Genomic DNA, 24,216 nt, shown 5'->3' on the forward strand with positions numbered 1-24,216 from the left:
GTTCGAGCGCCCCTTCGTCGCGCCGGCTCGTCCCGGCCGACGGCGGAGCGGAGCGCACCCGCGGCCGTGCCGCGCGCGCCCGGCCGACCCGACTGCCGCACGTCGCCGAAGGACCCGCATGCCACCCACCGCACCCACCCGTCCCCGCGGCCCCCGCCTGCACCGGGCCGCCACCGACCGGCCCTACTTCAGCGCCGACGGAGAGTCCTACCTCGCACAGACCACCCTGCGGGAACTCGACAAGACCCGCCCGTTGCGGGTGCTCTCCGCCGAGCAGTTCGCCCACTGGCAGACGTACGGCTACGTCATCGTCCGCGAAGCGATCCCGGCCGCCTCCGCCCGCCGACTGCTGGACTTCACCTGGGAGTTCCAGGGGCTCGACCCCGACCGGCCGCAGACGTGGTTCGAGGACCGGCCCTGGCGCTCGCAGCTCGACCGGCAGCTGCACATCTACGGCTTCGTGGAGGCGTACCACCACCAACTGCTCTGGGACAGCCGCCAGAACAGCCGGGTGTACGACGCCTTCGTCGACGTGTGGGACAGCGAGGAACTCTGGGTCACCCTCGACCGGCTGAACCTCAACCCGCCCAACCGCGGCAACCGCGACCGAGCCCTGATCGACCCCACCGACCGCGGTTTCGACATCGAGCTGCACTGGGACATCGACACCACCCTCGGCGTCCCTCCCCAGCGGGTCCAGGGCATCATCGCCCTCAACGACACCACCCCCGAGACCGGCGGCTTCCAGTGCTGCCCCGAACTCTTCCGCCGGTTCGACCGGTGGGCGCCGCTCCAGCCGGCGGACCGCGACCCGCTGCGTCCCGAGGCCGACCGCGAGGAGTTCCCCGTCGTCCGGCCCGATCTGCACCCGGGCGACCTGCTCATCTGGAACGGTCTGCTCGCGCACGGAGTGGCCCGCAACACCTCGGAGAACGGGGTGCGAGCCGTGCAGTACCTCTCGATGATGCCCGCGCTGGAGGAACACGCCCGGCTGCGCACGTCGCGGGTCGAGTCCTGGCGCCACCTGCGCACCCCGCGCTGGAACCGCACCCTCGTCGGCGATCCCGTCCGCCACGAGTCCAAGCGCTACCCCACGGCCGACCTCGACGACCTCGGAAGCCGCCTGCTCGGGCTCACCTCCTGGCACGAACCGGCCCCCACCGCGAACGCCGAGGAGCCCGCGTGCGCCGCGTCTGCCTGACCCTCCCGACCGACCGGCCTTGCGTCCCCGCCCTCGGCGACGTGGTCCGCGAAGCCGCCCACGGAGCCCGCGCGTTCGGCGTCGAGGTCCACGTCCTCGTACTGGACTCGGCACCCGCCGCCGCACAGGCGGAACACCGCGCGGCGATCGGGAGGCTGGCCCCCGCACCGGGCGTCGTCGTGCATCACTTCGACGAGGAGGAGCAGCGCCGGCTCCTCCGCGACCTCGCCACTGCCGCCGCGCCCGGCCCGGCCGACCGGCTCCTCGACCTGCTGCTGCCCGACGCCGTCTCCTACGGCGCCTGCACCGACCGGGCGTTCCTGATCGCGGAAGCCCTCGGCTGCGCCTCGGTGCACCGCCGGGACTCCGACAGCGGCTACCAGGAACACGCCGGCGAGACCGTCCACCCGATCCACCAGGAACTCGCCTTCCTCGACACCACGGCGTCCGACGCCGCCGCCCGCGTGTCGGCCCGCAGGCTCCGCCCCGACGCGCAGAACCGTCAAGTGGTCCTGGTGGGCGGGTCGTTCATCGGTGACATGTCCGTCGACCTCGACGCGATCCGACGGCTCGACCCGGCAGCGTACGAGCGTGTCATCGCCCTCACCGTGCCCGACGACTATCCCGCGCTGTGGCGCTCCACCCTCGTCGCGGACTCCTTCCGCGGCGGCGGCACGACACCGTTCACCGGCGACCGCACCACCCTCACCAGCGTCCCGCCCACCCGTGTCGACATGTGCAACATCGCCCTGTCCCGAGCGGTGTACGCGCGCGTGCCCCTGCCCCCGGCGACGGACACCGTCGGCAGCGACTACTTCCTGCTGCACGTGGTGCACGCCGCCGGGCTCCCCGGCGTCCAGCACAACCGGCACATCGTCAACCACCACACCCCGGACCGCCGTACCGACCCGGCCTTCCTCGCCTACCAGACCAGGCTCGCCAAGTACTTCCTGGCCGTGCCCCGGCTCCACGAGATCCACACCGCTCTCGGGGCCACCGGGACCGGCCTGCTCGACGGCGACGGCCTCCTGCGCACCGCCGCCGTCGCCGACCCGGTCCGCCGCAGCGCGGCCGACGCACGCCCCGGCGACGCCCACCGCCTGGACGTCCTCGACTCCGTGTACCGGGGGCTCGGGGGCCGCTGGGCCGAAGCCGCCGACCTGCTGGCGACACGCAGGAACCAGCTCCTCGCCGAGGCCCGGGCCGACATGGCGGACTTCGCGTTCCTCCTCGACGCGTGGCCCGCCCTCATCGACGCGGCCCGCACCCGAGGGCTGGTGAGCGCGCGATGACGGACACCCGGGCGGAGCCCGTGCCGTGGACCGAGCAGACGCACACCGTCCACTACGCCGGCGGAGTCGCCCGGAGCGGCCCGCTCGCCGTCGGACAGACCAACATGATCCGCTGCATCCTGCGCGACGACCCCGTACAGATCAACATTCACGACGTGTGGCCCGCACCCGAGCACACCTCCGTCGAACGCGCCGTCGACGCACTGCGCGTCCTCGTGGAACGCCACGAGGCGCTGCGCACGACCTTTCCGCACCGGCACGGTGAGCTGCCCGTCGAGCAACGGGTCGCCGCCGACGGGACGTTCCACGTCACCGAGCGCGCACACCGCTCCCTCCCCGGCGAACAGGCTCCCCGCCACGCCGAGTCCGTGGCCCGGGCGTCCCGCCACGGCCGCTTCCGGCTCGACCGCGACTTCCCGCTGCGGATCACCCTGCTCACCCGCGACGGCACCGTCACCCAGGTCGCCCTGGCCGCCAGTCACGCCGCCACCGACGGCACCGCGCTCGCGATCCTGCACGACGAATGGCGCGCCCTCGTGACCGGCGACGCCCTTCCCGCCCCCGACGCCCTCGCCCCGCTCGACCTCGCCGCCGAGGAGACCTCGCCGGCCGGCCGGCGCAAGAGCGAGGCGTCCCTGCGCTACTGGGAACGGGTCCTGCGCACCGCGCCCCAGGCCATGTTCGCCGAACCCCGGCTGCGCTCCGGCGACCACGACACCGCCCAGCTGTCCCTGCGGTCGGCACGGGCCGCCCGGGCCCTGCGCGCGGTCACGGCCCGCACCGGAAGCCCCGCCCCCACCGTCCTGCTCGCGGCGTGGTGCACCCTCGCCGCGCACCGGGCGGGCCAGCGCACCTGCGTCGCGGCGGCACCCACCTCGAACCGGAACCGGTCCGGGCTCGCCCGCAGCGTCAACACCCTCTCCCAGGACGCCCTGCTCAGCCTCGACATGAGCGGACCCACCTTCGACACGGTGCTCCGCAGGACGTGGGGCGCGGCCCTCGACGCCTACCGGCACAGCAGGTTCGACTCCGTCCGGCTCTGGAACATGATCGACTCGGTCACCCGCGAACGCGGCAGCCGCTTCGCCCGCGACGTCGTGTTCAACGACGTGAGCAGCGTGCCCGCGACCTCCGTCGGCACGGCAGCCCCCGACGGGGACGACGAGCCCCGCGAACTCTCCCTGACCTGGGGCCCGGAGCAGCAACTGCCCACCCGCCTGCTCACCTTCGTGCACGCGGTCGAGCCCGAGCTGCGGCTGTCGCTGTGGGCCGATCCCGCTCTCTTCACCCGCGCGGAGACGGAGGACCAGCTGACCGGACTCGTCCGGCTGCTGGAGGCCGCAGCCCACGCGGACGTGCCGCTCGACCGGCTCACCGCCGTCACCGGAGTGCGCCCGGCGACCCGCGACGCGGACTGGTACCGGGTCGACGGCTGCTGGATCTCCCGCACCGCCGTCGAACGGGCCGTGAGCGACGCTGCGGGCCGCCTCCCCGCCCACGCCGGCGTCACCCACGACCCGGCCGGCACCGGGCCGGACGAGGACGCCCACGTCCTGACCGCCTTCGTCGTGGCGCCGCCGGACGGCCCCGCCCCGACCCCGCACGGCATCCACACCGCGCTGATGACCCAGGTCGCCCACCGGTCCGAACTCCTCGCGCCGAGCCGCTACGTGATCGTCCGCGACGCCCCGCACGACCCCACCGACACCGCGGCGTGGCACCGGCTGCCCGTCCTCGACGAAGGGAACGGCCGCGCACCGGCCGATGCGACATGACCACCGACGAGGCACCCGCCCTGCCCAGCCCCTGGCGCTCGGCCCCCTTCCGCCTGTTCTTCACCGCGCGCAGCGCCTCCCTGCTGGCCGACGGCATGCTGATGGTCTCCCTGACCACAGCGGTGCTCGCCACCGGCTTCGGCCCCTCGGGCGTCGGCTACGCGCTGGCCGCGTGGATGGCCCCCATCGTCCTGCTCGTCCTGGTCGGCGGGGTGCTGGCCGACCGCTTCTCCCCGCAGACGACGATGGTCGCCGCCGACCTGCTGCGCATGGTCGCCATGCTGCTCATGGCCGCACTCCTCGCGTTCGGCAGCCCGCGGCTCTGGCAGATCATGACCCTCATGGCGCTCAGCGGAGCCGCGACCGCCCTGTTCCAGCCGGGCCTGGCCGGGCTCGTGCCGCAGGTCGCGAAGGACATCCAGCGGGCCAACGCCCTGCTGCGGGTGTCCGAGGCGATGAGCGCCCTCCTCGGCCCCGGACTCGCCGGGCTGCTCGTCGCGTACTGGGACGTCGCCGGCTCGTACACGGTGATCGCCGCCGCCTACGCGCTGAGCGCCCTCGGCCTGCTCCCGCTGCGCCGGCTCGCCACCTCGCGGGACGAGGAGACCGCTCCCATCTGGACCCGGCTGGCCGTCGGCTGGCGGGAGTTCCGCTCCCGCGACTGGCTGTGGAGCGTCATCCTCATCTGGTCGGTGTTCGGACTGTTCGTGTTCGGCCCCGCACTGCCGCTGGGCGCCGCGCTCATCACGGAACAGCACGGCGCGAACGGATACGGGTGGATCGCCTCCGCGGACGGCGCGGGCACCATCATCGGCGGCCTCCTCGGCATGCGGGTCCGGCCGCGCAGGCCGGTCGTGGCCGGGGCGCTGTGGATGCTGATGTTCGCGCTCAACCCACTCGCCCCCGCGCTGGGCTGGTCGTTCACGGCGACAGCGGCCGCCCATGTGCTCGGCGGATGCGGATTCGCCTTCTGGGGCGTGATGTGGGCGACGAGCATCCAGACGCACATCCCGGTCGCCGTCCTCAGCCGTGTCTCCGCCTACGACGTGGCGGGCTCCATCATGGTCATCCCCCTGGGCCGGGCCCTGTCGGGACCGGCCGCCGAGGCGTTCGGCGCCGCGCACGTCCTGGAGTTCTCGGCCGCGGTCGCCGTCGTCCTCCTCCTCACCATGACGGCCGTCCCCGCGGTCCGCCGACTGACCCGCGACCCCCGCACGGCCGTCCCGGAGTCCCCGGCACACCTCGCTCCGGCCGACGGGTAGGGCGGCCGGAGACCGTCCCCCGTGCGGACGGCCGGACAATCACACGGCGAACACAGGAACTACAAACGCGCTGAGCGGGCATACGGCGCTTCTGAGCAGCGATCGCGAGATCCCTCCGATCCGTCAGAACAACCCCTGGGGGAGCCCGATGCCCGCCGTCATACCGGACCGACCGGCCGACAGAGCAAGACCCGTACGCCGTGGCCCCGAGCCCGCGCCGCGGGCCGCCGCGCGGATCGCCGTGCTGGCGGCCGTGCAGACGGCGCTGATGATCGGGCTCGGGCTGCTGATCACGGGACCGGCCCATGCGCTGTGGCCCCTCGCGCACGAGGACGCCGTGGACGAGGGACTGGAAGGCGTACGCACGTCGGCCCTCACCGCCGTCTCCTCCGTCGCGTCCGAGGCCGGGAACACCCTCACCGTCATCATCGGCACGGTGGTGGCCTGTCTGGCACTCGTGCTGATCCCGCACCGGCGGCGCTGGCGCGAGGCGCTCTTCCTGGCCACCGGTGTGGCCCTTCAGGCGCTGGTGTTCCTGCTGATCACCCTCGCCGTCGACCGGCGCCGGCCCGACGTCGAAAGGCTCGACGACTCGCCACCCACCTCCAGTTACACCTCCGGGCACACGGGGGCGGCCACCGCGCTGTACGCCGGTCTCGCCGTCCTCGCGTTCTCGCGGATCCGGGGCCCCTGGCGCAAGATCCTCGGCGGCGTCCTGCTGCTGATCCCGGTGCTGGTGGCCGCCGCGCGGCTGTACCGCGGCATGCACCACCCGACCGACGTCCTGGGCGGCATGCTCAACGGAACCCTGTCGCTGCTGATCGTCGGCAGCGCGGTCCTCACCCGCGACACGACCCCGGCGCCGGACGACTCGTCGGACACGCCCGCCCCGGCCGGCGGCGGACAGCGGAGCGCGGCGGCCGTGGTCGTGTACAACCCGTTGTCCGCGAACGCGGCCACCCTCGACACCGTACGAGGCGTCCTGGCGAGGCACGGCCACCCCGACGCCCGCCTCGTCGCGACCACGGCCGACGACCCCGGGTACGGCCAGTGCGTCGACGCCCGGGACCAGGGAGCCTCCCTCGTCGTGGTCTGCGGCGGCGACGGCACCGTGCAGGCCGCGGCCGACGCCCTCGCGGACAGCGACGTACGCCTCGCCATCGTCCCCTGCGGCACCGGCAATCTGCTCGCCCGCAACCTCGAACTGCCGCTGAACCCCGAGAAGGCCCTGGACAGCGCGCTCTCCGGCACGGCACACCGGCTCGACCTGGGCCGCGTCGACGGTGACGGGCTTCCCGCCACGCACTTCGCCGCCATGTCCGGCGCGGGACTCGACGCGGCCGTCATGGACGCCACCGGCGACCGCGCCAAGGCGGTCATCGGCTGGTTCGCCTACGCACTGGCCGTCCTCCGGAAGGCACGCGCCCCGCGCACGGAACTGACGCTCAGTCTGGACGGGGAACCACCCCTGCGCCGCAGTGCCCGCATGGTCGTGGTCGCCAACGTCGGCACCCTCCAGGGCGGCGTCCACCTCGTCCCCGGCGCCCGCCCCGACGACGGACGACTCGACCTGCTGATCCTCGACCCGCACGGGCTCCGGGACTGGCTGCGCGCCCTGACCACCCTCGCCCGCACGGCCCCGCGCCAGGGGCGCGGCACCACGGCTCCCGCCGCCGGTCCGGTCGAGTACTTCACCTTCCGGCGGGCCGCCGTCGAGTTCGACGCGCCGCAACCGCGCGAGATCGACGGCGACCCCGTCGCCCCCGGACGCCTCCTGCGGGCCGAGGCCCGCCCCGGGGCGCTCACCGTGATGCTCCCGAACGGAGGCAACTGACGTGGGAACCGCGACCCGCGTGCCGACGACGCGCGACATGATCGGCGACGAACTCTCCGGCGACGAGGCGCTCGTCACGCTCCGCCGCTACGGCCGCTGGCCGCTGCTGCGCGACGCGTTCATGCGCTTCCGCTACGCCGACGGGTTCAGCCACTCCCGCGCGCTCGCCCTGCAGACCGTCCTGTCGGTCGTACCTCTGTCGATCGCCTTCGTCGGGCTCTCCACGGCCGTGCACACCGAGAGCATCGGACAGATGGCCGAACTCGCCATCCACCGCATCTCGCAGGGCCCCAGCGCCGAGGTCGTCGAGGACGCGCTCGACCGCAGCCGCCGCCACGCAGGCGACGGCAACCAGCTCGCTCTCTGGTTCGGCCTGCTCTTCTCCCTGGTCAACGTCACCACGGCCATGTGCCAGGTGGAGCGGGGCGCCAACCGCATCTACGGCTGCGAGCGCGACCGGCCGTTCGCGCAGAAGTACACCCGCGGCCTGCTCATGGCACTGACCGCGGGGGTGCCGCTCGGCCTCGGATTCGTCATGGCGGTGGCGGGCGACGACCTCTTCGCGGCGGCGGCCACCGTCTACCACCTCGGCGACACCGCCTCCACGGCCTGGAACCTGCTCCGCTGGCCCCTCGGCCTGCTCCTGGCCCTGCTCTCCGCCAGCGTCATCTTCCGAGGCGCACCGCGCCGCTCCCAACCCGGGTACACCTGGCTGGCCTTCGGCGCCGCCGTCTACCTGGTCCTGTGGTCCGCGCTGACCTTCGCCCTGAGCATGTACCTGAACCTCAGCGGCTCCTTCGACACCGTCTACGGCCCGCTCAGCGCCTTCATGTCCCTGCTGCTCTGGGCCTACCTCACCTCGATCGCCCTGTTCCTCGGGCTGTCCTTCGCCGCTCAACTGGAAGCCGTACGAGGACAGCGGCCCGACCCGATCCAACCCGACCCGGGAGTCTGAACCATGGTGGTGCGCGCCGGCGCCCGTCGTCTCCAAGAACACCGTCGCCGAATCGCCGACCGTCGCTTCGCCCTGCGTCTGGCGGGTGCGGCGGCCGTCGCCGCGCTCGCGACCGCGCCGTTCGCCCTGCTGGTCGTGCTCGTCGAGAGGCAGTGGACGCCGCTGCACCGGATCGACGAGAACGCCGCCTGGCGCCTGCACTCCCTCGCGACGGACCACCCGGCGTGGACCCGGACCCTGCGCGTGATGTCCGACTGGGTCTGGGATCCGCTGACACTGCGCTGCGCGGTGCTGGCCGTCACGGTGTGGCTCCTGTACCGGCGCGCGTGGCGGCTCGCCGCCTGGTCGGCGACGACCGCGGTGACCGGCGGCCTGATCGGACTCTGGGCCAAACTCCTGGTCGAACGCGCCCGGCCGTCGCTGAGCGATCCGGTGGCCCACGCCCCCGGCTACTCGTTCCCCTCCGGCCACGCGATGACCGCGGCCACCTCGTGCGCCATCCTCCTGCTGATCGCCCTCTCCCTCGTCCCGCGACGCGGGCGGCCGGTGTGCTGGGCGCTCGCCGTCGTCTCGGTCGTGGGCGTCGGATTCACCCGGGTCGCCCTGGGAGTCCACTGGTTCAGCGACGTCGTGGGCGGCTGGCTCCTGGGCGCCGCCGTCGTCACCCTCACCACCTGGGCGTTCGAGGCATGGCGGACGGACGCCGGCCTGCGCCGGACACCTCCGTCGCAGGGCCTGGAGCCCGAACTGCGCACGGAGCGACCGGAGGAACCGGAGACCCGGGCCGCCTGAGTACGCGTACTCAGACCGCCTGCGTCGCAGCGCCCTCCCGGGACGCGGGCCCGCTCCCGAGGATGGGACGGACCCGCCCCCGCTCGGAAAGAGATCCTCATGGGCCGCCAACTGCACCTGCGCACCGCCGTCCCGGAGGACGCCGACTGGATCCACGACCTGCGGCACCGGGTGTACGCGCGGGAGTTGGGACAGCACGCGTCGCGCCCGGACGGGCGGCTGAGCGACGGGCTCGACGGGGACAACGTCTATCTGGTCGCGACACGCGGTGCCGTGCGGATCGGCTTCGTGAGCGTGACGCCCCCCTGGCTCGGCCGGTTCGGGCTCGACAAGTACCTGGAGCGCGACGAACTGCCGTTGCTGCGCGAGGCCGACACCTTCGAGGTGCGCATCCTCACCGTCGAGCCGGAGGAACGGACCAGCGCAGTGGCACCGCTGCTGATGTACGCGGCGCTGCGCTGGATCGCCTCCCGCGGCGGCCGCCACGTCGTGGCGATGGGCCGCACCGAGGTGCTCGGTCTTTACCTCGCCGCGGGCCTGCGGCCCGTCGGGCGCACGGTGCAGTGCGGGGCGGTGTCCTTCGAGGTGCTGACCGGCGGGGTCGACGCGCTGACCCGGAGCGTCCTCGACCGGCACCCGGCCACCCTGGAGCGGCTGCGGACCGCCGTGGACTGGCGGCTCGACGTGCCGTTCGCCCCGGGCCCCGACGGCTGCGAACACGGCGGCGCCTCCTTCACCGCCGTCGGCACCGACTTCCGCACCCTGCACCGGCGCCGCCGGATCGTCGCGGCCGATGTCCTGGACGCCTGGTTCCCGCCCGCGCCCGAGGTGAGCGACGCGCTCACCGACGACCCGTCCTGGCTGGCCCGCACCTCACCACCGGCCGACGCGGCGGGCCTCATCGCGGAGATAGCCGCGGTGCGCCGGCTGCCGCGGCACAGCCTCTGCGTCGGCGCGGGCTCCTCCGACCTCATCTACCGGGCGCTCGGCCAACTGCTCACCCCCGAGAGCCGGGTGCTCCTCATCGACCCCGGCTACGGCGAGTACGCCCATGTCACCGAGCGGGTCATCGGCTGCCACGTCGACCGGCTGCGCCTGCGCCGCGCCGACGACTGGCGCATCGACCCACGACGGCTCACCGAGGCCGTCGCCGACGGACGGTACGACCTCGTGGTCGTCGTCAACCCCAACAACCCCACCGGCCGGCACGCGCCCGCCGCCGATCTGCGCACCGCGATCGACGCCGCGCCGGACCGCACCCGCTGGTGGATCGACGAGACCTATCTCGGCTACGTGGACGGCGAGGGCGCCGAGGGCGCCGAGGACCCCGGCGTCTCCCTCGCGCCGCTCGCCGCGACCGACCCGCGCGTCATCGTCTGCACCTCCCTCTCCAAGATGTACGCCCTGTCCGGACTCCGCGCCGCCTACCTGGTTGCCGCACCCGACACGACGGCCCGCCTGCGGCGGTGGACGCCGCCCTGGCCGGTCAGCCTGCCCGCGCAACGCGCCGCGGTCGCCGCCCTGGGCGCACCCGCCTACTACCGCGAACGCCGGCTCCAGACCCGCGCGCTGCGCCACCGGCTCGCCCTCGAACTCACCGAGCTGGACGAGGGCGTGCTCGTGGAGGAGGGCGTCGCGAACTTCGTCAACCTCACCCTGCCGGCCGACGGGCCGAGCGCCGCGCAGTTCGTCGAAGCCTGCCGCCACCACGACGTCTACCTGCGCGACCTGTCGCCGCTGTCCGCGCTCTACGAGGGGCGCACCGTACGGATCGCCGTCAAGGACGCCGCGGAGAACGCCCGCATCGTGGCCGCCTGCCAGGCCGCGCTCGACGTGCTGGTCCCGCCGGTGCCGCTCCCGGGCGAGCCGGTCACCGGAACCGCCCGGTGACCACCGTCGCCTCCCTGGCGCCCTGGCTCGGCGGGGCGCTGGCCCTGGCCGGTGCGGGCGTGGCCGCCTCCCGGCGCCGCGAGCTGATGATCCGGTGGTGCGCGTGGGCGGTGGGGGTGCCGCTGATCACCGGCGCGTTCTGGCTCGGGCCCCCGGGCGTCGCGGCCCTCGCCACGGTCGCCGCGCTGATCGCCGTCCACGAGTTCGGCGGGCTCCTGGACCTGCCCCGCCCCGACCGGGCGGTGCTCGCCCTGGCGGTCACCGCCGTGATCCTGGCCGCGTGGGTCGCGCCCGGCGAGATCCTGCGGGCGACCGCCGCCGGAGCCCTCGCGGTGGTCGCGGTGCCGCTGGTGTCGGGCGACGCCGACCACGGGCTGCGCCGGGCCGCCGCCGCACTGTTCGGACTCGCCTGGCTGAGCCTGCTCGCCGTACTCGTCCCGCTCGGGACCGACGCGCTCGCCCTGTTCGTCGCCGTCTCCGTCGCCGACATCACCGCCTACTTCGCGGGCCGTCGCCTCGGCGGACCGCGCCTGTCCCCGCTGTCCCCGGCCAAACGCTGGAGCGGCACCCTGGCCGGGGCCGCCGCGGGCATCGGCGCGCTCGCCCTGCTCGGCGCGGCCGACTGGCGGACGGCACTGGCCGTCGCGGTCGGCGGCCCGGCGGGCGACCTCGTCGAGTCCATGGTCAAGCGCGGCGCGCACCGGAAGGACGCGGGCCGCTGGCTGCCCGGCTCCGGCGGTCTCCTCGACCGCGTCGACTCCCTCCTCGGCGCGCTCGCCGTCCTCCTGGTCCTGCGCTGAACCGGTGGCCGCCGGAGGTCCGCGGGTACCCTGCGACCATGCGCGACGACGCGGACCCGGGACTCTTCGGACCCGACTCGGTGACCTGGCAGGTCCACTCCGACCCCATGATGTGGATCGCGGGCATCCGCGCCCTCTACCTCCAGGCGCTGCACCCCCGCGCCGTGCGCGGGGTGATGCAGAACTCCGACTTCCGGCGCGACGCGTGGGGCCGCCTGATGCGCACGGCGAGCTTCGTCGGCACCACGACGTACGGCACCACCGAGGCGGCCGAGAAGGCCGGGGCGCGCGTGCGCGGCATCCACCGCCGGCTCACGGCCACCGACCCCGCCACGGGGGAGCGGTACGGCGTCGACGAACCCGGACTGCTGCTCTGGGTGCACTGCGCGGAGATCGACTCCTATCTGCACGTCGCGCGCCGCTCCGGCTTCCGCCTCACCGACGCGCAGGCCGACCGCTACATCGCCGAACACCGCACCGGCGCCCGCCTCGTCGGCCTCGACCCCGACGACGTACCCGCCGACCAGGCGCACCTGAGGGCCTACTTCGAGCAGGTGCGGCCCGAACTGGCCGCGGGCGCCGAGGCCCGCACCGTCGACGACTTCCTGCAACGCCCGCCCACGCCAATGCTGTTGAAACCCGCGCGCGACGTGCTCTGGCGGCGCGTGGCGAACCTCGCCTACGCCTCCCTGCCGCCGTACGCCCACACCCTGTACGGCAGACCCGCCCCCGCACCGGCCGTCGTCACCCGTCGCCTGCGCGCCACCGGCACCGCCCTGCGCCGGATTCCCGACCGTGTGCGCTGGCAACTACCGCCGAAACACATCCTGCGGGCGATGGCCAGACTTGGCCCCGACGCGCGTCCGGCCCCGTACAAAGTCGACAGATGGGTAGCCATACTGGACTGAGACCCCGCCCGGGGAGGGCGCGGGAGCGAGGCGACGGGGGCGATGGCGGACGATGCCGGAGTTGGGGGAGACCCGCGACGTCAGACTGATCCACGAGCGGTACCGGCTGCTCGACCGGATCGGCCGGGGCGGTATGGGCGAGGTGTGGCGGGCGCGGGACGAGTCACTGGGCCGGCACGTCGCCGTGAAGTGCCTCAAGCCGCTCGGACCGCAGCGCGACCAGTCCTTCACCCGGGTCCTGCGGGAGCGTTTCCGCAGAGAGGCCAGGGTGGCCGCCGGACTCCAGCACCGCGGCATCACCGTGGTGCACGACTTCGGCGAGTACGACGGTGTCCTCTACCTGGTGATGGAGCTCCTGGACGGCAAGAACCTCAGCCAGCTCCTGGAGGCGAACCGGCACCATCCGCTCGCCGTGGACGAGGTCGTCGACATCGCCGAGCAGATCGCCGCCGCGCTCGCCTACACGCACGAACAGGACATCGTCCACCGCGATCTGAAACCGGCGAACATCGTCCGGCTCACCGACGGCACCGCCAAGATCTGCGACTTCGGCATCGCCCGGCTCGGCCACGACATCGGCTTCACCTCCCGGCTCACCGGCACCGGCATCGCCATGGGCACCCCGCACTACATGTCGCCCGAACAGATCGGCGGCACCCACGTCGACGAGCGCAGCGACCTCTACTCCCTGGGCTGCGTCCTGTACGAGATCGCCACCGGCGCGCCCCCCTTCGACCTCGACGACGCCTGGGCCGTGCTCGTCGGGCACCGCGACACCGAGCCCGAGCCGCCCCGCAACCACCGCCCCGACCTGCCCGCGTACGTCGAGCGGATCATCCTCGACCTGCTCGCCAAGGAGCCCGAGGAACGGCCGCGCGACGCACGGGAGGTGGGCCGGCGCATCGCGGCGGGACGCGCCGCGCGCGCGACCTACGTCCCCACGGTGCGCACCCCGCAGATCGTGACGTACTCCGGGACGACCGCGGTCCACGCGCCGCAGACCCCGCACGAACCGCGCCTGCCGTCCTGGACCCGCGGCATGACCACAGGTCACAAGGCCACCAGCGGCTCCGGCCTGCGCATGACCCCGCCGGACGGCGCGGCCGGCCTCACCGGCGAATGGATCCCGCGCCCGCAAGGGCCCGCGACGACCCGACCGATTCCGGCCGAACTCCCCACCCCGGGAACCGAGGTGTCGGCCGCACTGGTCTCCCGGCACCACGCAGCCCTCGGCCTCGGCCGGGTCGGCCGCTGGGCCGAGGCCGGTGACATGCACCGGGCCGTCGCCGCCGAGCGCGAGCAGGCGCTCGGCCCCGACCACCCCGACACCCTCGCCAGCCGTTACGAGGCCGCCTTCAGCCTCAGCCGCACCGGCCGCGCGGCGGACGCGCTGGGGGAGTACCGGCGCGTGGTGGAGGGCCGGGCCCGCGTCCTCGGCCCCGAGCACCCCGACACGCTGAGCGCACGGCAGGAAGTGGCCTACGTCCTGGGCAAGTTGGGCCGCCACCCCGAAGCCCACCAGGTGTACACGGAGGTGCTCGCGGCCCGGGAGCGCGCGATGGGGCCCGACCATCCCGACACCCTGCGCTGCCGGCACAACCTCGCCTTCAACCTCAGCCGTCTGGGCCGCCTGGAGGAGTCGTACCGGATGGCGAGCCAGGTCGCGCAGGCCCGCGCCCGCATCCTCGGCCCCGACCACCCCGACACGCTCGTCACACGCTGCGAAGTCGGCTACACGCTCGGGCAGTTGGGTCGCTGGAGCGACGCCCTGAGGACCTACCGCGAGGTCGCGGCGGCCCGCGCGGAGACCCTGGGGCCCGGCCACCCCGACACCCTCGCCGCCCGCTACGAGGTCGGCATCGGCCTCGGCCGTCTCGGCCGCAGCGCCGAGGCCCTCACCCTCTACCGCGACCTGATCGACGACCGCGTCCGCGTCAGCGGCCCGCACGACCCCGAGACGCTGCGCGCCCGCCACGGCCTCGGCGTCAACCTCGGCCGGCTGGCCCGCTGGGAGGAGGCCCTGGCCGAGGCCCGCGACGTCTGCGCGATCCGCGAGCGGGTGCTCGGCCCCGACCACGTCGACACCCTCGTCAGCCGCCGCGAGATCGCGGTCGGCCTGGGCTGGCTCGGCCGCTGGCAGGACGCGCTCACCGAGTACCGCACGGTGGCGGACGCCCGCGAGCGGGTCCTGGGCGAGACCCACCCCGACACCCTGGCCAGCCGCAACGACGAGGCCCACTGCCTGGAACAACTGGGCCGCGGCCCGGAGGCGACGGAGCTGTACCACCGAGTGGCGGCCCAGCGGCGCCGCGGTTAGCGCCGGAGCCGCAGGCCCGTCACCCTGGCTGTCCCGGACCCTCCCGTGCTACCAAGAGCCATGTTCACCCGGACCGACGTAGTCATCGTCGGCGGCGGCCACAACGCCCTGGTCGCCGCCGCCTACCTCTCCCGCGCAGGCCGCACCGTCACCGTCCTCGAGCGCCTCGATACCACCGGTGGCGCCGCCGTCTCCACCCGCCCCTTCACCGGCGTGGACGCCCGTCTGTCCCGCTACTCCTACCTGGTCAGCCTCCTGCCCAGGAAGATCGTGCGTGATCTGGACCTGGACTTCGCCGTCCGTCCCCGCACCGTCTCCTCGTACACCCCCACCGTCCGCGACGGCCGCGCCACCGGCCTCCTGGTCGGCGGCGGAGACGACCGCACGCGCGCCTCGTTCGCCCGGCTCACCGGCGGCGAGCGCGAGTACGCGGCCTGGCACCGCTTCTACGGGACGACCCGGCACGCGGCCGAACGGATCTTCCCCACGCTCACCGAGCCGCTGCCCACCCGCGAGGAACTGCGCACCCGTGTCGCGGACGAGACCGCGTGGCGGCTGCTCTTCGAGGAGCCCATCGGCGTCGGCATCGAGGAGCGGTTCAGCGACGACCTGGTGCGCGGTGTCGTCCTCACCGACGCGCTGATCGGCACGTTCGCCGACGCCCACGACCCCGGCCTAGCCCAGAACCGCTGCTTCCTCTACCACGTCATCGGCAACGGCACGGGCGACTGGAACGTCCCGGTCGGCGGCATGGGAGCCCTCACCGACGCCCTCGCCGCCGCGGCCCGCGCGTCCGGCGCCGAGCTGCGCACCGGCCACGAGGTCACCCGGATCGAGACCGACGGACAGCAGGCCGAGGTCACCTACCGCACCGCCGACACCGACGGCACGATCGCCGCCCGGCACGTCCTCGTGAACGCGTCCCCCGAGCACCTCGCCCGGCTCGTCGGCGACACCCCGCCGCCCCCGGCCGAGGGCGCCCAGCTCAAGGTCAACATGCTGCTCAAGCGGCTGCCCCGGCTGAAGGACACCTCCGTCGACCCGCACGAGGCGTTCGCCGGAACCTTCCATGTCGCCGAGGGATACGCCCAGTTGGCGACCGCGCACGCCGAGGCCGCGGCCGGGTCGCTGCCGAGCGCGCCGCCCTCGGAGATCTACTGCCACAGCCTCACCGACCCCACGATCCTCGGACCGGACCTGGCCGCGCGCGGCTACCAGACGCTCACCCTCTTCGGCCTGCACACACCGGCCCGGCTGTTCGCGGGGGACCACGACACGGTTCGCGCCGCCCTGCTCAAGGCCACCCTCGCCCAGCTCGACGCCCACCTCGCCGAACCGCTGGAGGACTGTCTGGCCGAGGACGCCGACGGCCGCCCCTGCATCGAGGCGAAGACCCCGCTCGACCTGGAGCGGGACCTGCGGCTGCCCGGCGGCAACATCTTCCACCGGGAGCTCTCCTTCCCCTACGCGCAGGCGGGCACGGGCCGCTGGGGCGTCGAGACCGCGCACGCCAACGTGCTGCTGTGCGGAGCGGGCGCGGTCCGCGGCGGCGGGGTCAGCGGTATCCCCGGGCACAACGCGGCGATGGCGGTGCTCGGCCGCTGACCCCGCCGCCGGATCAGGTGCCGAACACGCCCCGCAGAGCGGTGATGGGCGGCGAACACCGTGGACGACGGGCAGATCCTGTCCATCAGGCCGACCGAGAACCAGGCCGGACTCGTCGCCCGCGCCGCGAAGTTGACCCCGTCGACGTACGACAGGGTCTCCATCGCCGCCTCGACGCCGAACCGGTGCCCGGAGAGGAACCGGGCGATCTCCGCGTACGGGCCGTTGTCCGTGATCTGCGAGGCCCGCCGGTAGTGGCACAGGAACGGCACGTCGGCGACGGTCGCCGCCCCGCCGTCGCGCAGCCCCGCCGCGGTCAGTCCCGGGACGCCGCCCAGCCGACCGCCTCGATCCGCGACGAGTCCGCCGGCCGCGCCTCGTCGAAGGCGACGCGGCGGCCGTCGGTGACCCGGATGCCGTCCACGTAGACCCCGCGGCCGACATACAGCTGATCCGTCGTGTACCGCCAGCGCACCCGCACGGACGCGGGGTCGAGGCCGCCGAGATCCGCTTCCAGGCGGTGCCAGGTGCGGCCGGAGAAGCCGTCCACGGCCCCCGTGTCGTGGGTGTCGGTGAGGTCCGTCGTGAAGGGGAGGGCCTTCCAGGTGCTCCCGCCGTCCGTGGACACCTCCAGGAACACGAAGTCGGAGTGCGGCTCCGTGTCCCACCACAGAGAGCAGCTGAGCCGTGCGTCCGACGAGGTCAGGCGCAGGTCCGGCAGGGTCAGCGTCGCCGTCGTGGCGCTCGCCGTGCCGGCGAACCAGGCCGTGCGGCCGTGCGCGGGGCGGACCGCGACCGCCCGTGCCATGTTCGTGCCCGCGGCGACCCGGGGTGCGGAGCCGGACCGCCAGTTCCGCACGGGGTGCACGGAGTTGCCGAGCACGATGAGGAAGGAGTCGGTCGTCGGGTCGAGGACGATCGAGGTCCCCGTGAAGCCGGTGTGGCCCGCGGTGCGCGGGGTGGCCATCGCGCCCATGTACCAGTGCTGGTAGAGCTCGAAGCCCAGCCCGTGCTCGTCGCCGGGGAACGCCTGGTTGAAGTCGGTGAACATCAGCTCCACGGACTTGGCGGAGAGGATGCGCGCGCTGCCGTACACGCCGCCGTTGAGCAGGGTGCGGCCGAGGACCGCCAGGTCCCAGGCGGTGGAGAAGACTCCCGCGTGGCCCGCGACACCGCCGAGCCCGTAGGCGTTCTCGTCGTGCACCTCGCCCCACACCAGACCGCGGTCGAGACCCGACCAGGGTGCGCGGGCGTCCTCGGTCGCCGCGACCTTCGGCTTCCAGTCCGCCGGAGGGTTGTAGCGGGTACGGGTCATGCCGAGCGGGCCGGTGACGCGCTCGCGCAGCAGGACGTCGAGCGTCGTGCCGGTGAGCTTCTCCAGGACGAGCTGGAGGGAGATCAGGTTCAGGTCGGAGTAGAGGTAGACGGTGCCCGGCGGGTTGAGCGGCGCCTCGTTCCAGATGAGCCGGAGCTGTCCCTCGCGCGTCGGCTCCTTGTACAGCGGGATCCAGGAGCGGAAACCCGAGGTGTGAGTCAGCAGTTGACGGATCGTCACGTCCTGCTTGCCCGCGCCCGCGAAGTCCGGCAGGTACGAGGCGACCTTCGCCTCCAGTGCGAGACCGCCGCGCTCGATCTCCTGCACGGCGAGGATCGACGTGAAGAGCTTGGAGACCGACGCCAGGTCGAAGACGGTGTCCTCGGCCATGTCGATCTGGTCGGCGGCCGGGAACTCGACGCCGGTGTCGGTCGCCTCGTCGTAGTGCTCGTACCTCACCGCCTTGCCGATCGGCTGGTGCAGCGCCACCGTGCCGCCGCGTCCCGCCAGCAGCACGGCGCCCGCGTACCACGGGTGCTTGGGGGAGGGGTCGAGGAACTTCTCGGCGTCGGCGACGAGTTGGCGCAGATGCCCGGCGAGCAGCCCCGCACGCTCGGGGGGGCCGTGCCGCAGCGTCGGTCGCCGCTTCGGTTCCGCGGCCGCGGCGGGGCCCGCGGGGAACGGCGCGAGGGCGAGCGCCCCGCCCAGCGCGAGGGCCGCGGCGCCGAGTCCGCGCCGGGTGAGCCCGGCCCGTGATCTGTCCTGGTCCCCTGAGCGCATCAACAGCCTCCTGAAAGTATCTTTCGGGATCCACCACGACGGGTGAAAGATTCATGTCAAGACTGCTCCGTGTCAACCACCCGGGCCCCGTGCCCACCCTGTAAAGAATCTGACGCTGCATCAGAAAACCTCTTCCGTCGGCCGGCCGGCTGCGGCATCCTGCGCGCATGCAGACGGAGCTGAGCAAGAAACTGGGGATCGAGCACGCCGTCTTCGGCTTCACACCGTTTCCCGCGGTGGCCGCGGCCATCAGCAGAGCCGGCGGTCTCGGCGTACTCGGCGCGGTCCGCTACACGGCACCCGACGAACTCCAGCGCGACCTCGACTGGCTGCACGAACACGCGGGCGGCAGGCCCTACGGACTCGACGTCGTCATGCCCGCCAAGAAGGTCGAGGGCGTGACGGAGGCCGACGTCGAGGCGATGATCCCGGAGAGCCACCGGCAGTACGTGACGGACACCCTCGCCAAGTACGGCGTGCCCGAACTCGCGGAAGGGGAGGCGTCCGGCTGGCGGATCACCGGCTGGATGGAGCAGGTCGCCCGCAACCAGCTCGACGTCGCCTTCGACTACCCGATCAAGCTCCTCGCCAACGCCCTCGGCTCACCCCCGGCCGATGTCATCGCCCGCGCCCACGAGCACGACGTCCTCGTCGCCGCGCTCGCGGGCAGCGCCCGGCACGCCCGCAAGCACGCGGACGCGGGCATCGACATCGTCGTCGCCCAGGGCTACGAGGCCGGCGGGCACACCGGCGAGATCGCCTCCATGGTGCTCACGCCCGAAGCCGTCGAGGCCGTGGCCCCGCTGCCCGTCCTCGCCGCCGGCGGCATCGGCAGCGGGCAGCAGGTCGCCGCCGCCCTCGCGCTCGGCGCGCAGGGAGTCTGGCTCGGCTCGGTGTGGCTGACGACCACCGAGGCCGACATGCACTCCCCGGCCGTCACCCGCAAGCTGCTCGCCGCAGGGTCCGGCGACACCGTGCGCTCGCGCGCTCTCACGGGTAAGCCCGCGCGTCAGTTGCGGACCGAGTGGACCGACGCCTGGGACGACCCGGCCGGGCCCGGCACCCTGCCGATGCCGTTGCAGGGGCTGCTCGTCGCCGAGGCGGTGTCCCGGATCCAGAAGTACGAGGTGGAGCCGCTGCTGGGCACGCCCGTCGGGCAGATCGTCGGCCGGATGAACGAGGAACGGTCCGTCCAGGCCGTCTTCGACGAGCTGACCCGCGACTTCGAGAAGGCCATCGACAGGATCAACCGGATCGCAGGGCGATAGCGCCATCGTCGCCGGGTGCCGGCCGCGCCCCTGAAGGGCGACGGAGCTCGCTTCAGGGGCGCGGGGAACTGCGCGAAAGCCACGACGAGAGCCGCACCCGACCACGCCGCCCCTCCCGCCACCCCAGAAGGGAACGACCCCATGCCCGACCAGACACCCCCGAACGGCTTCTGGGCCCAAGCCGCGGCGGAGCCGGACCGTATCGCGCTGATCGCCCCCGACGGCGAGCAATGGACAGCGGCCCGCCTCCACGCGGCGGCCAACACAATGGTCGCGGGCCTGCGCCAGGCGGGCCTGCGACGAGGTGACTCCTTCGCCGTCGTCCTCCCCAACGGCGTCGAGTTCTTCACGGCCCACCTGGCCGCGTCCCAGGCCGGCTTCTACCTGGTCCCGGTCAACCACCACCTCGTAGGACCGGAGATCGCCTGGATCGTCTCCGACTCCGGCGCCAAGGTCCTCATCGCCCACGAGCGCTTCGCCGACCAGGCCCGCGCCGCCGCCGACGAGGCGGACCTCCCCGCCACCCACCGCTACGCCGTCGGCGCCATCGACACCTTCCGCCCGTACGCCGAACTCCTCGACGGTCAGGACGACGCGCCGCCCGCCGACCGCACGCTCGGCTGGGTCATGAACTACACCTCCGGGACCACGGGCCGCCCGCGCGGCATCCGCCGCCCGCTGCCCGGCAAGCTCCCCGAGGAGACCTACCTCGGCGGGTTCCTCGGCATCTTCGGTATCAAGCCGTTCGACGACAACGTCCACCTGGTCTGCTCACCGCTCTACCACACGGCCGTGCTCCAGTTCGCGGGAGCCGCCCTCCACATCGGCCACCGGCTGGTCCTGATGGACAGGTGGACGCCCGAGGAGATGCTCCGCGTCATCGACACCCACCGGTGCACGCACACGCACATGGTGCCGACGCAGTTCCACCGGCTGCTCGCCCTGCCGCAGGAGACCAAGGACCGCTACGACGTGAGCAGCATGCGGCACGCGATCCACGGCGCCGCGCCCTGCCCCGACCACGTCAAACGCGCGATGATCGACTGGTGGGGGACGTGCGTCGAGGAGTACTACGCGGCCAGTGAGGGCGGCGGCGCGTTCGCGACGGCCGAGGACTGGCTGAAGAAGCCGGGAACGGTCGGCAAGGCATGGCCCATCAGCGAACTGGCCGTCTTCGACGACGACGGCAACCGGCTCCCGGCCGGTGAACTCGGCACCGTCTACCTCAAGATGAGCACCGGCGGATTCTCGTACCACAAGGACGAGAACAAGACGAAGAAGAACCGCATCGGCGACTTCTTCACCGTCGGCGACCTCGGTGTCATCGACGAGGACGGCTATCTCTTCCTGCGCGACCGCAAGATCGACATGATCATCTCGGGGGGCGTCAACATCTACCCCGCCGAGATCGAGTCCGCGCTCCTCACCCACCCCGCCGTCGCCGACGCGGCCGCCTTCGGGATCCCGCACGACGACTGGGGCGAGGAGGTCAAGGCCGTCGTCGAGGTCGCCGAGGGCCGCACCGCCGGGGACGAGCTGGCCGCGGAGATCCTGGCCCATTGCGAGACGCAGCTCGCCGGGTACAAGCGGCCCAAGAGCGTCGACTTCATCGAGACGATGCCGCGCGACCCCAACGGCAAGCTGTACAAGCGGCGGCTGCGCGACCCGTACTGGGAGGGGCGCACCCGGGCCGTGTGACCGGGGCCGCCCCTCCCGCCGGGGTGCGCGGGATCAGCCGCGCACCCGCACCACCTTCAGCGCGGGCGACTTCCGGATGTCCTGCTCGCAGAAGCGCTCCGTGACCCACTTGCTCCCGGAGAAGAGCCGTGTCTGGTCGCTGAAGTGCGCCGAGTCAGGGTTCGACGACTGGGAGTACGTGAGCAGCGTGCGCGCCACCGGGCAGCGGCCGCCGTCCCAGCCGACGGCCTGGATGTAGCTGGAGCCGTGCACGACCTCGGTGTAACCGCCGCCCGCGGCGTTCCAGACCGGCTCGACCTTGTTCCAGACGCCGAGCCCTTCCGTGCCGCCGTGCACCGGGATGCGCCGGCCGTCACGCACCACGAACTGGTGGTCGCCGAGTTTCGCGTTCAACGGGATGTCCGCGGCCCGCAGTTCGGCCACCGTGTCGGCGAGCGCCGTGGCGAAGGCAGGTACCTGCGTATCGAGGGTGTTCGGCGTGCCCACCGGGTCCGCCGCCGAGAACGGCACCTTCCACAACTGCGCCGCCGGGACCGCCGCGCTGAGCCTGCGCCAGAACCGGTCGAAGAGCAGCGCGCCCCGGCTGCCGGTGCCCATGGTGCGGTCCCAGCCCTTCAGGACGCCGCACGCGGCGGACACGTCGACCGCTTTTCCGTCGCTGCCCGTCGCCGTGCCGCCGGGCAGCGCGGCGCACGCCCGCGCGGTGTCCGCCGCCGCGAGATCCCCGGCCGGGGCCCGGTCCGCGAACTGCTGCTTCTGCAGATCGGCGACCGTCAGACCACCCTGTCCGGCCATCGCCGCGACGTCCTCGACGGCGCCCCGGGTGCGCATCGAGCGCGGGGTGCCGACCGTTCCGAAGATCCGCTCGTACCCGGTCAGGGGCCGGTCGGCATTGGCCAGCCAGGCGCTGTCGTTGGAGTTCTCCGCGTAGGGTGCGTCCTTGAGCACGGGCATCTTCGCGGGACCGAAGATCCCGGGCTGCACCGCGTCCTTGTCGCGGCCCAGCGCGCAGTCACCGCGCGAACCGTCCAGGACCGCGACGCCCGACGCCGGGTACGTGGCCTTGCCGAGCGGCGTCGAGCAGCGGGCCGCCAGATCGTCGGTGATGCGCGGCAGCACCTGCGACTGGGTGAAGAGCGAGTGCCCCGCGGAGTCGGCGGCGATCGTGTTCACCCACGGAATGCCCTGGGAGCGGCGCAGGGACGCCAGCACGTCGTCCGTCGAGCGCGCCTTGCTGAAGCCGAGCGCCGTGTCCGAGGCCCGCAGGTTGACCGCGTTCGGATCGTTCAGCGCGTACGCCGTCGTGGCCGTCCAGGGCAGCGGCAGCGAGGCGCCGAGCGAGGTGACGACCGGCCCGTACCGCGTCCACCACTGGGTCCGCGTCACGTCCTTGCCGCCCTTCACGGGCACGGTCACGGTCCGCTTCGTCATCTTCTCCGGCTCGCCGCCCACGAGATACGTGGTCGGGTCGGAGGAATCGAGGGTGAGCTGATGCAGATTGAGGGTGACGCCGGTCGCGACCGTGTGGCTCCACGCCACGTGCGCGTTGTGGCCGATCGAGATCGTCGTGGTGCCGAGCAACGAGCCGCCCATGACGTTCAGTTCACCGGGGATCGTCTGCTGCGACTGCCAGAAGCGACGGCCGCCCTGCCACGGGTAGTGCGGATTGCCGAGAAGCAGCCCGCGCCCGTTCGCGGTCGTCGCCCCGCTGAACGCGACCGCGTTCGACCCCATGTCGGAGTCTTCCTGGCTGAACAACTCGGACGCTGCGCGCGCGAGTTTCTTCGTGTCGGTGGGGGCCGGGTTCGCCGTGGTCGTCGACGACGGCGGCTGCGCGGCCGTGATCCCGTCGATCCCGCGGCCCTGCCCGCCGAGCACCGAGATCGCGAACCCGCGCGCGGCGACGTCGAGTTCGGTCACCGGCCGCACCCAGGCCGCGCCCTTGCACGCGGGATCGGTGACGCGGTTCTGCCGCAGCCACGCGTTGTACCCCGCGGCCCAGCCCCGCATCCCGTCCTTCACGGCCTTGCTGGGACCGGCCGGCGCGGGCGTCGCCAGCAGCTTCTCCACTGTCCGTGACTGCCGTACGCCCTTGAAGTACAGGTCGCTGGAGAGGTTCCCGGCCGCCGAGGAGAGCGAGCCGTCCGGCGCGGCGTCCGCGCCGAACCAGCGCGAGCGCTCACCGCGCAGCGTCACGAACCCGTCGGCGAGCGTGCACACCTGATCGGCGGCCTGCGCCCAGCCGGTGCCGAAGCCGAGGTTCGTGTAGTCCTCGGCCTCGATGTGCGGAATGCCGTACTCGGTGTAGCGGATCGTGGCGGACAGACCGCCGCCGTGCGGGCGCTCCGGGCGGTCGGCCGCCGCCGACGGCAGCGCGGCCGCCGCCGTGAGGACGGTCAACAGGGCCGTGCCGACTGCCGCGAGGCGCCGTTGTCTCGGGCGGATTCGCATCGTGCTCCCAACTGTCGTGAGGGCAAAGGCGGTTGAGCGTACCAGCGAGTATGTCGACTGCCGAGGGGTGGTG

At 73.3% G+C, this 24,216-nt stretch carries 16 protein-coding genes and 1 pseudogene; 14 read left to right on the forward strand and 3 right to left on the reverse strand.

The features are described from left to right. Positions 1-118 precede the first annotated feature (118 nt). From K377_RS20575 to K377_RS20630, 12 genes are all read left to right on the forward strand, one after another. Entirely contained in the window at positions 119-1,201 is a 1,083-nt protein-coding gene (locus tag K377_RS20575) for a phytanoyl-CoA dioxygenase family protein (RefSeq protein ID WP_111664906.1), read from the forward strand. Then, a complete protein-coding gene (locus K377_RS20580) occupies positions 1,183-2,493 on the forward strand; it encodes a DUF6271 family protein (protein ID WP_111664907.1) in 1,311 nt (436 codons plus the stop codon). The genes K377_RS20575 and K377_RS20580 overlap by 19 nt, the downstream gene beginning before the upstream one ends. Next, positions 2,490-4,268: a condensation domain-containing protein gene (locus tag K377_RS20585; protein ID WP_111664908.1), complete on the forward strand. Its 1,779-nt coding sequence runs from the start codon at positions 2,490-2,492 to the stop codon at positions 4,266-4,268. The genes K377_RS20580 and K377_RS20585 overlap by 4 nt, the downstream gene beginning before the upstream one ends. Next, the gene (locus K377_RS20590; RefSeq protein WP_111664909.1) at positions 4,265-5,530 is read left to right on the forward strand and encodes an MFS transporter; all 1,266 of its coding nucleotides are present in this window, start codon (positions 4,265-4,267) and stop codon (positions 5,528-5,530) included. Before K377_RS20585 ends, K377_RS20590 begins: the two co-directional genes overlap by 4 nt. Before the next feature lie 148 nt (positions 5,531-5,678). Then, complete coding sequence (locus K377_RS20595; RefSeq protein ID WP_111664910.1) at positions 5,679-7,364, forward strand: diacylglycerol kinase family protein; 1,686 nt, start codon at positions 5,679-5,681, stop codon at positions 7,362-7,364. A 1-nt stretch (position 7,365) separates the two neighbouring features. After that, a complete protein-coding gene (locus tag K377_RS20600; RefSeq protein WP_111664911.1) occupies positions 7,366-8,319 on the forward strand; it encodes a YihY/virulence factor BrkB family protein in 954 nt (317 codons plus the stop codon). Positions 8,320-8,322: 3 nt separating this feature from the next. Beyond that, complete coding sequence (locus K377_RS20605; protein ID WP_111664912.1) at positions 8,323-9,111, forward strand: phosphatase PAP2 family protein; 789 nt, start codon at positions 8,323-8,325, stop codon at positions 9,109-9,111. A 99-nt stretch (positions 9,112-9,210) separates the two neighbouring features. Continuing rightward, positions 9,211-11,001 carry a histidinol-phosphate aminotransferase family protein gene (locus K377_RS20610; protein ID WP_111664913.1) on the forward strand — a complete coding sequence of 597 codons (1,791 nt, stop codon included), beginning with the start codon at positions 9,211-9,213 and terminating at the stop codon, positions 10,999-11,001. After that, entirely contained in the window at positions 10,998-11,801 is an 804-nt protein-coding gene (locus K377_RS20615) for a phosphatidate cytidylyltransferase (protein WP_181512611.1), read from the forward strand. The genes K377_RS20610 and K377_RS20615 overlap by 4 nt, the downstream gene beginning before the upstream one ends. Positions 11,802-11,839: 38 nt before the next feature. Then, positions 11,840-12,709, forward strand: coding sequence for an oxygenase MpaB family protein (locus K377_RS20620; protein WP_111664914.1), 870 nt, complete (start codon positions 11,840-11,842; stop codon positions 12,707-12,709). Between the two features lie 52 nt (positions 12,710-12,761). Next, positions 12,762-15,026, forward strand: a complete 2,265-nt coding sequence (locus tag K377_RS20625; RefSeq protein WP_111664915.1) for a serine/threonine-protein kinase — start codon at positions 12,762-12,764, stop codon at positions 15,024-15,026. Positions 15,027-15,086: 60 nt separating this feature from the next. Next, the gene (locus tag K377_RS20630) at positions 15,087-16,631 is read left to right on the forward strand and encodes an NAD(P)/FAD-dependent oxidoreductase (RefSeq protein ID WP_111664916.1); all 1,545 of its coding nucleotides are present in this window, start codon (positions 15,087-15,089) and stop codon (positions 16,629-16,631) included. A 92-nt stretch (positions 16,632-16,723) separates the two neighbouring features. On the opposite strand, the pseudogene K377_RS20635 reads toward K377_RS20630, so the two are convergent. Both K377_RS20635 and K377_RS20640 read right to left on the reverse strand, forming a co-directional pair. Next, a pseudogene (locus K377_RS20635) lies at positions 16,724-16,969 on the reverse strand (acetylxylan esterase); the annotation flags it as partial. Beyond that, positions 16,948-18,726, reverse strand: coding sequence for a serine hydrolase domain-containing protein (locus K377_RS20640; RefSeq protein WP_111664917.1), 1,779 nt, complete (start codon positions 18,724-18,726; stop codon positions 16,948-16,950). The pseudogene K377_RS20635 and the gene K377_RS20640, both read right to left, overlap by 22 nt. A 167-nt stretch (positions 18,727-18,893) precedes the next feature. Here K377_RS20640 and K377_RS20645 point away from each other — a divergent pair, with 167 nt between their 5' ends. Beyond that, positions 18,894-19,994 carry a nitronate monooxygenase family protein gene (locus K377_RS20645; protein WP_111664918.1) on the forward strand — a complete coding sequence of 367 codons (1,101 nt, stop codon included), beginning with the start codon at positions 18,894-18,896 and terminating at the stop codon, positions 19,992-19,994. 141 nt (positions 19,995-20,135) lie between these two features. Next, positions 20,136-21,692, forward strand: coding sequence for an acyl-CoA synthetase (locus K377_RS20650; RefSeq protein ID WP_111664919.1), 1,557 nt, complete (start codon positions 20,136-20,138; stop codon positions 21,690-21,692). 33 nt (positions 21,693-21,725) lie between these two features. Here the strand turns inward: K377_RS20650 and K377_RS20655 are convergent, their stop codons facing one another. Beyond that, the gene (locus tag K377_RS20655) at positions 21,726-24,143 is read right to left on the reverse strand and encodes a penicillin acylase family protein (RefSeq protein WP_111664920.1); all 2,418 of its coding nucleotides are present in this window, start codon (positions 24,141-24,143) and stop codon (positions 21,726-21,728) included. Between the last annotated feature and the right edge of the window lie 73 nt (positions 24,144-24,216).

The sequence above is a fragment of the Streptomyces sp. PsTaAH-137 genome, from assembly GCF_003259365.1.
In the GTDB taxonomy this organism is placed as follows: domain Bacteria; phylum Actinomycetota; class Actinomycetes; order Streptomycetales; family Streptomycetaceae; genus Streptomyces.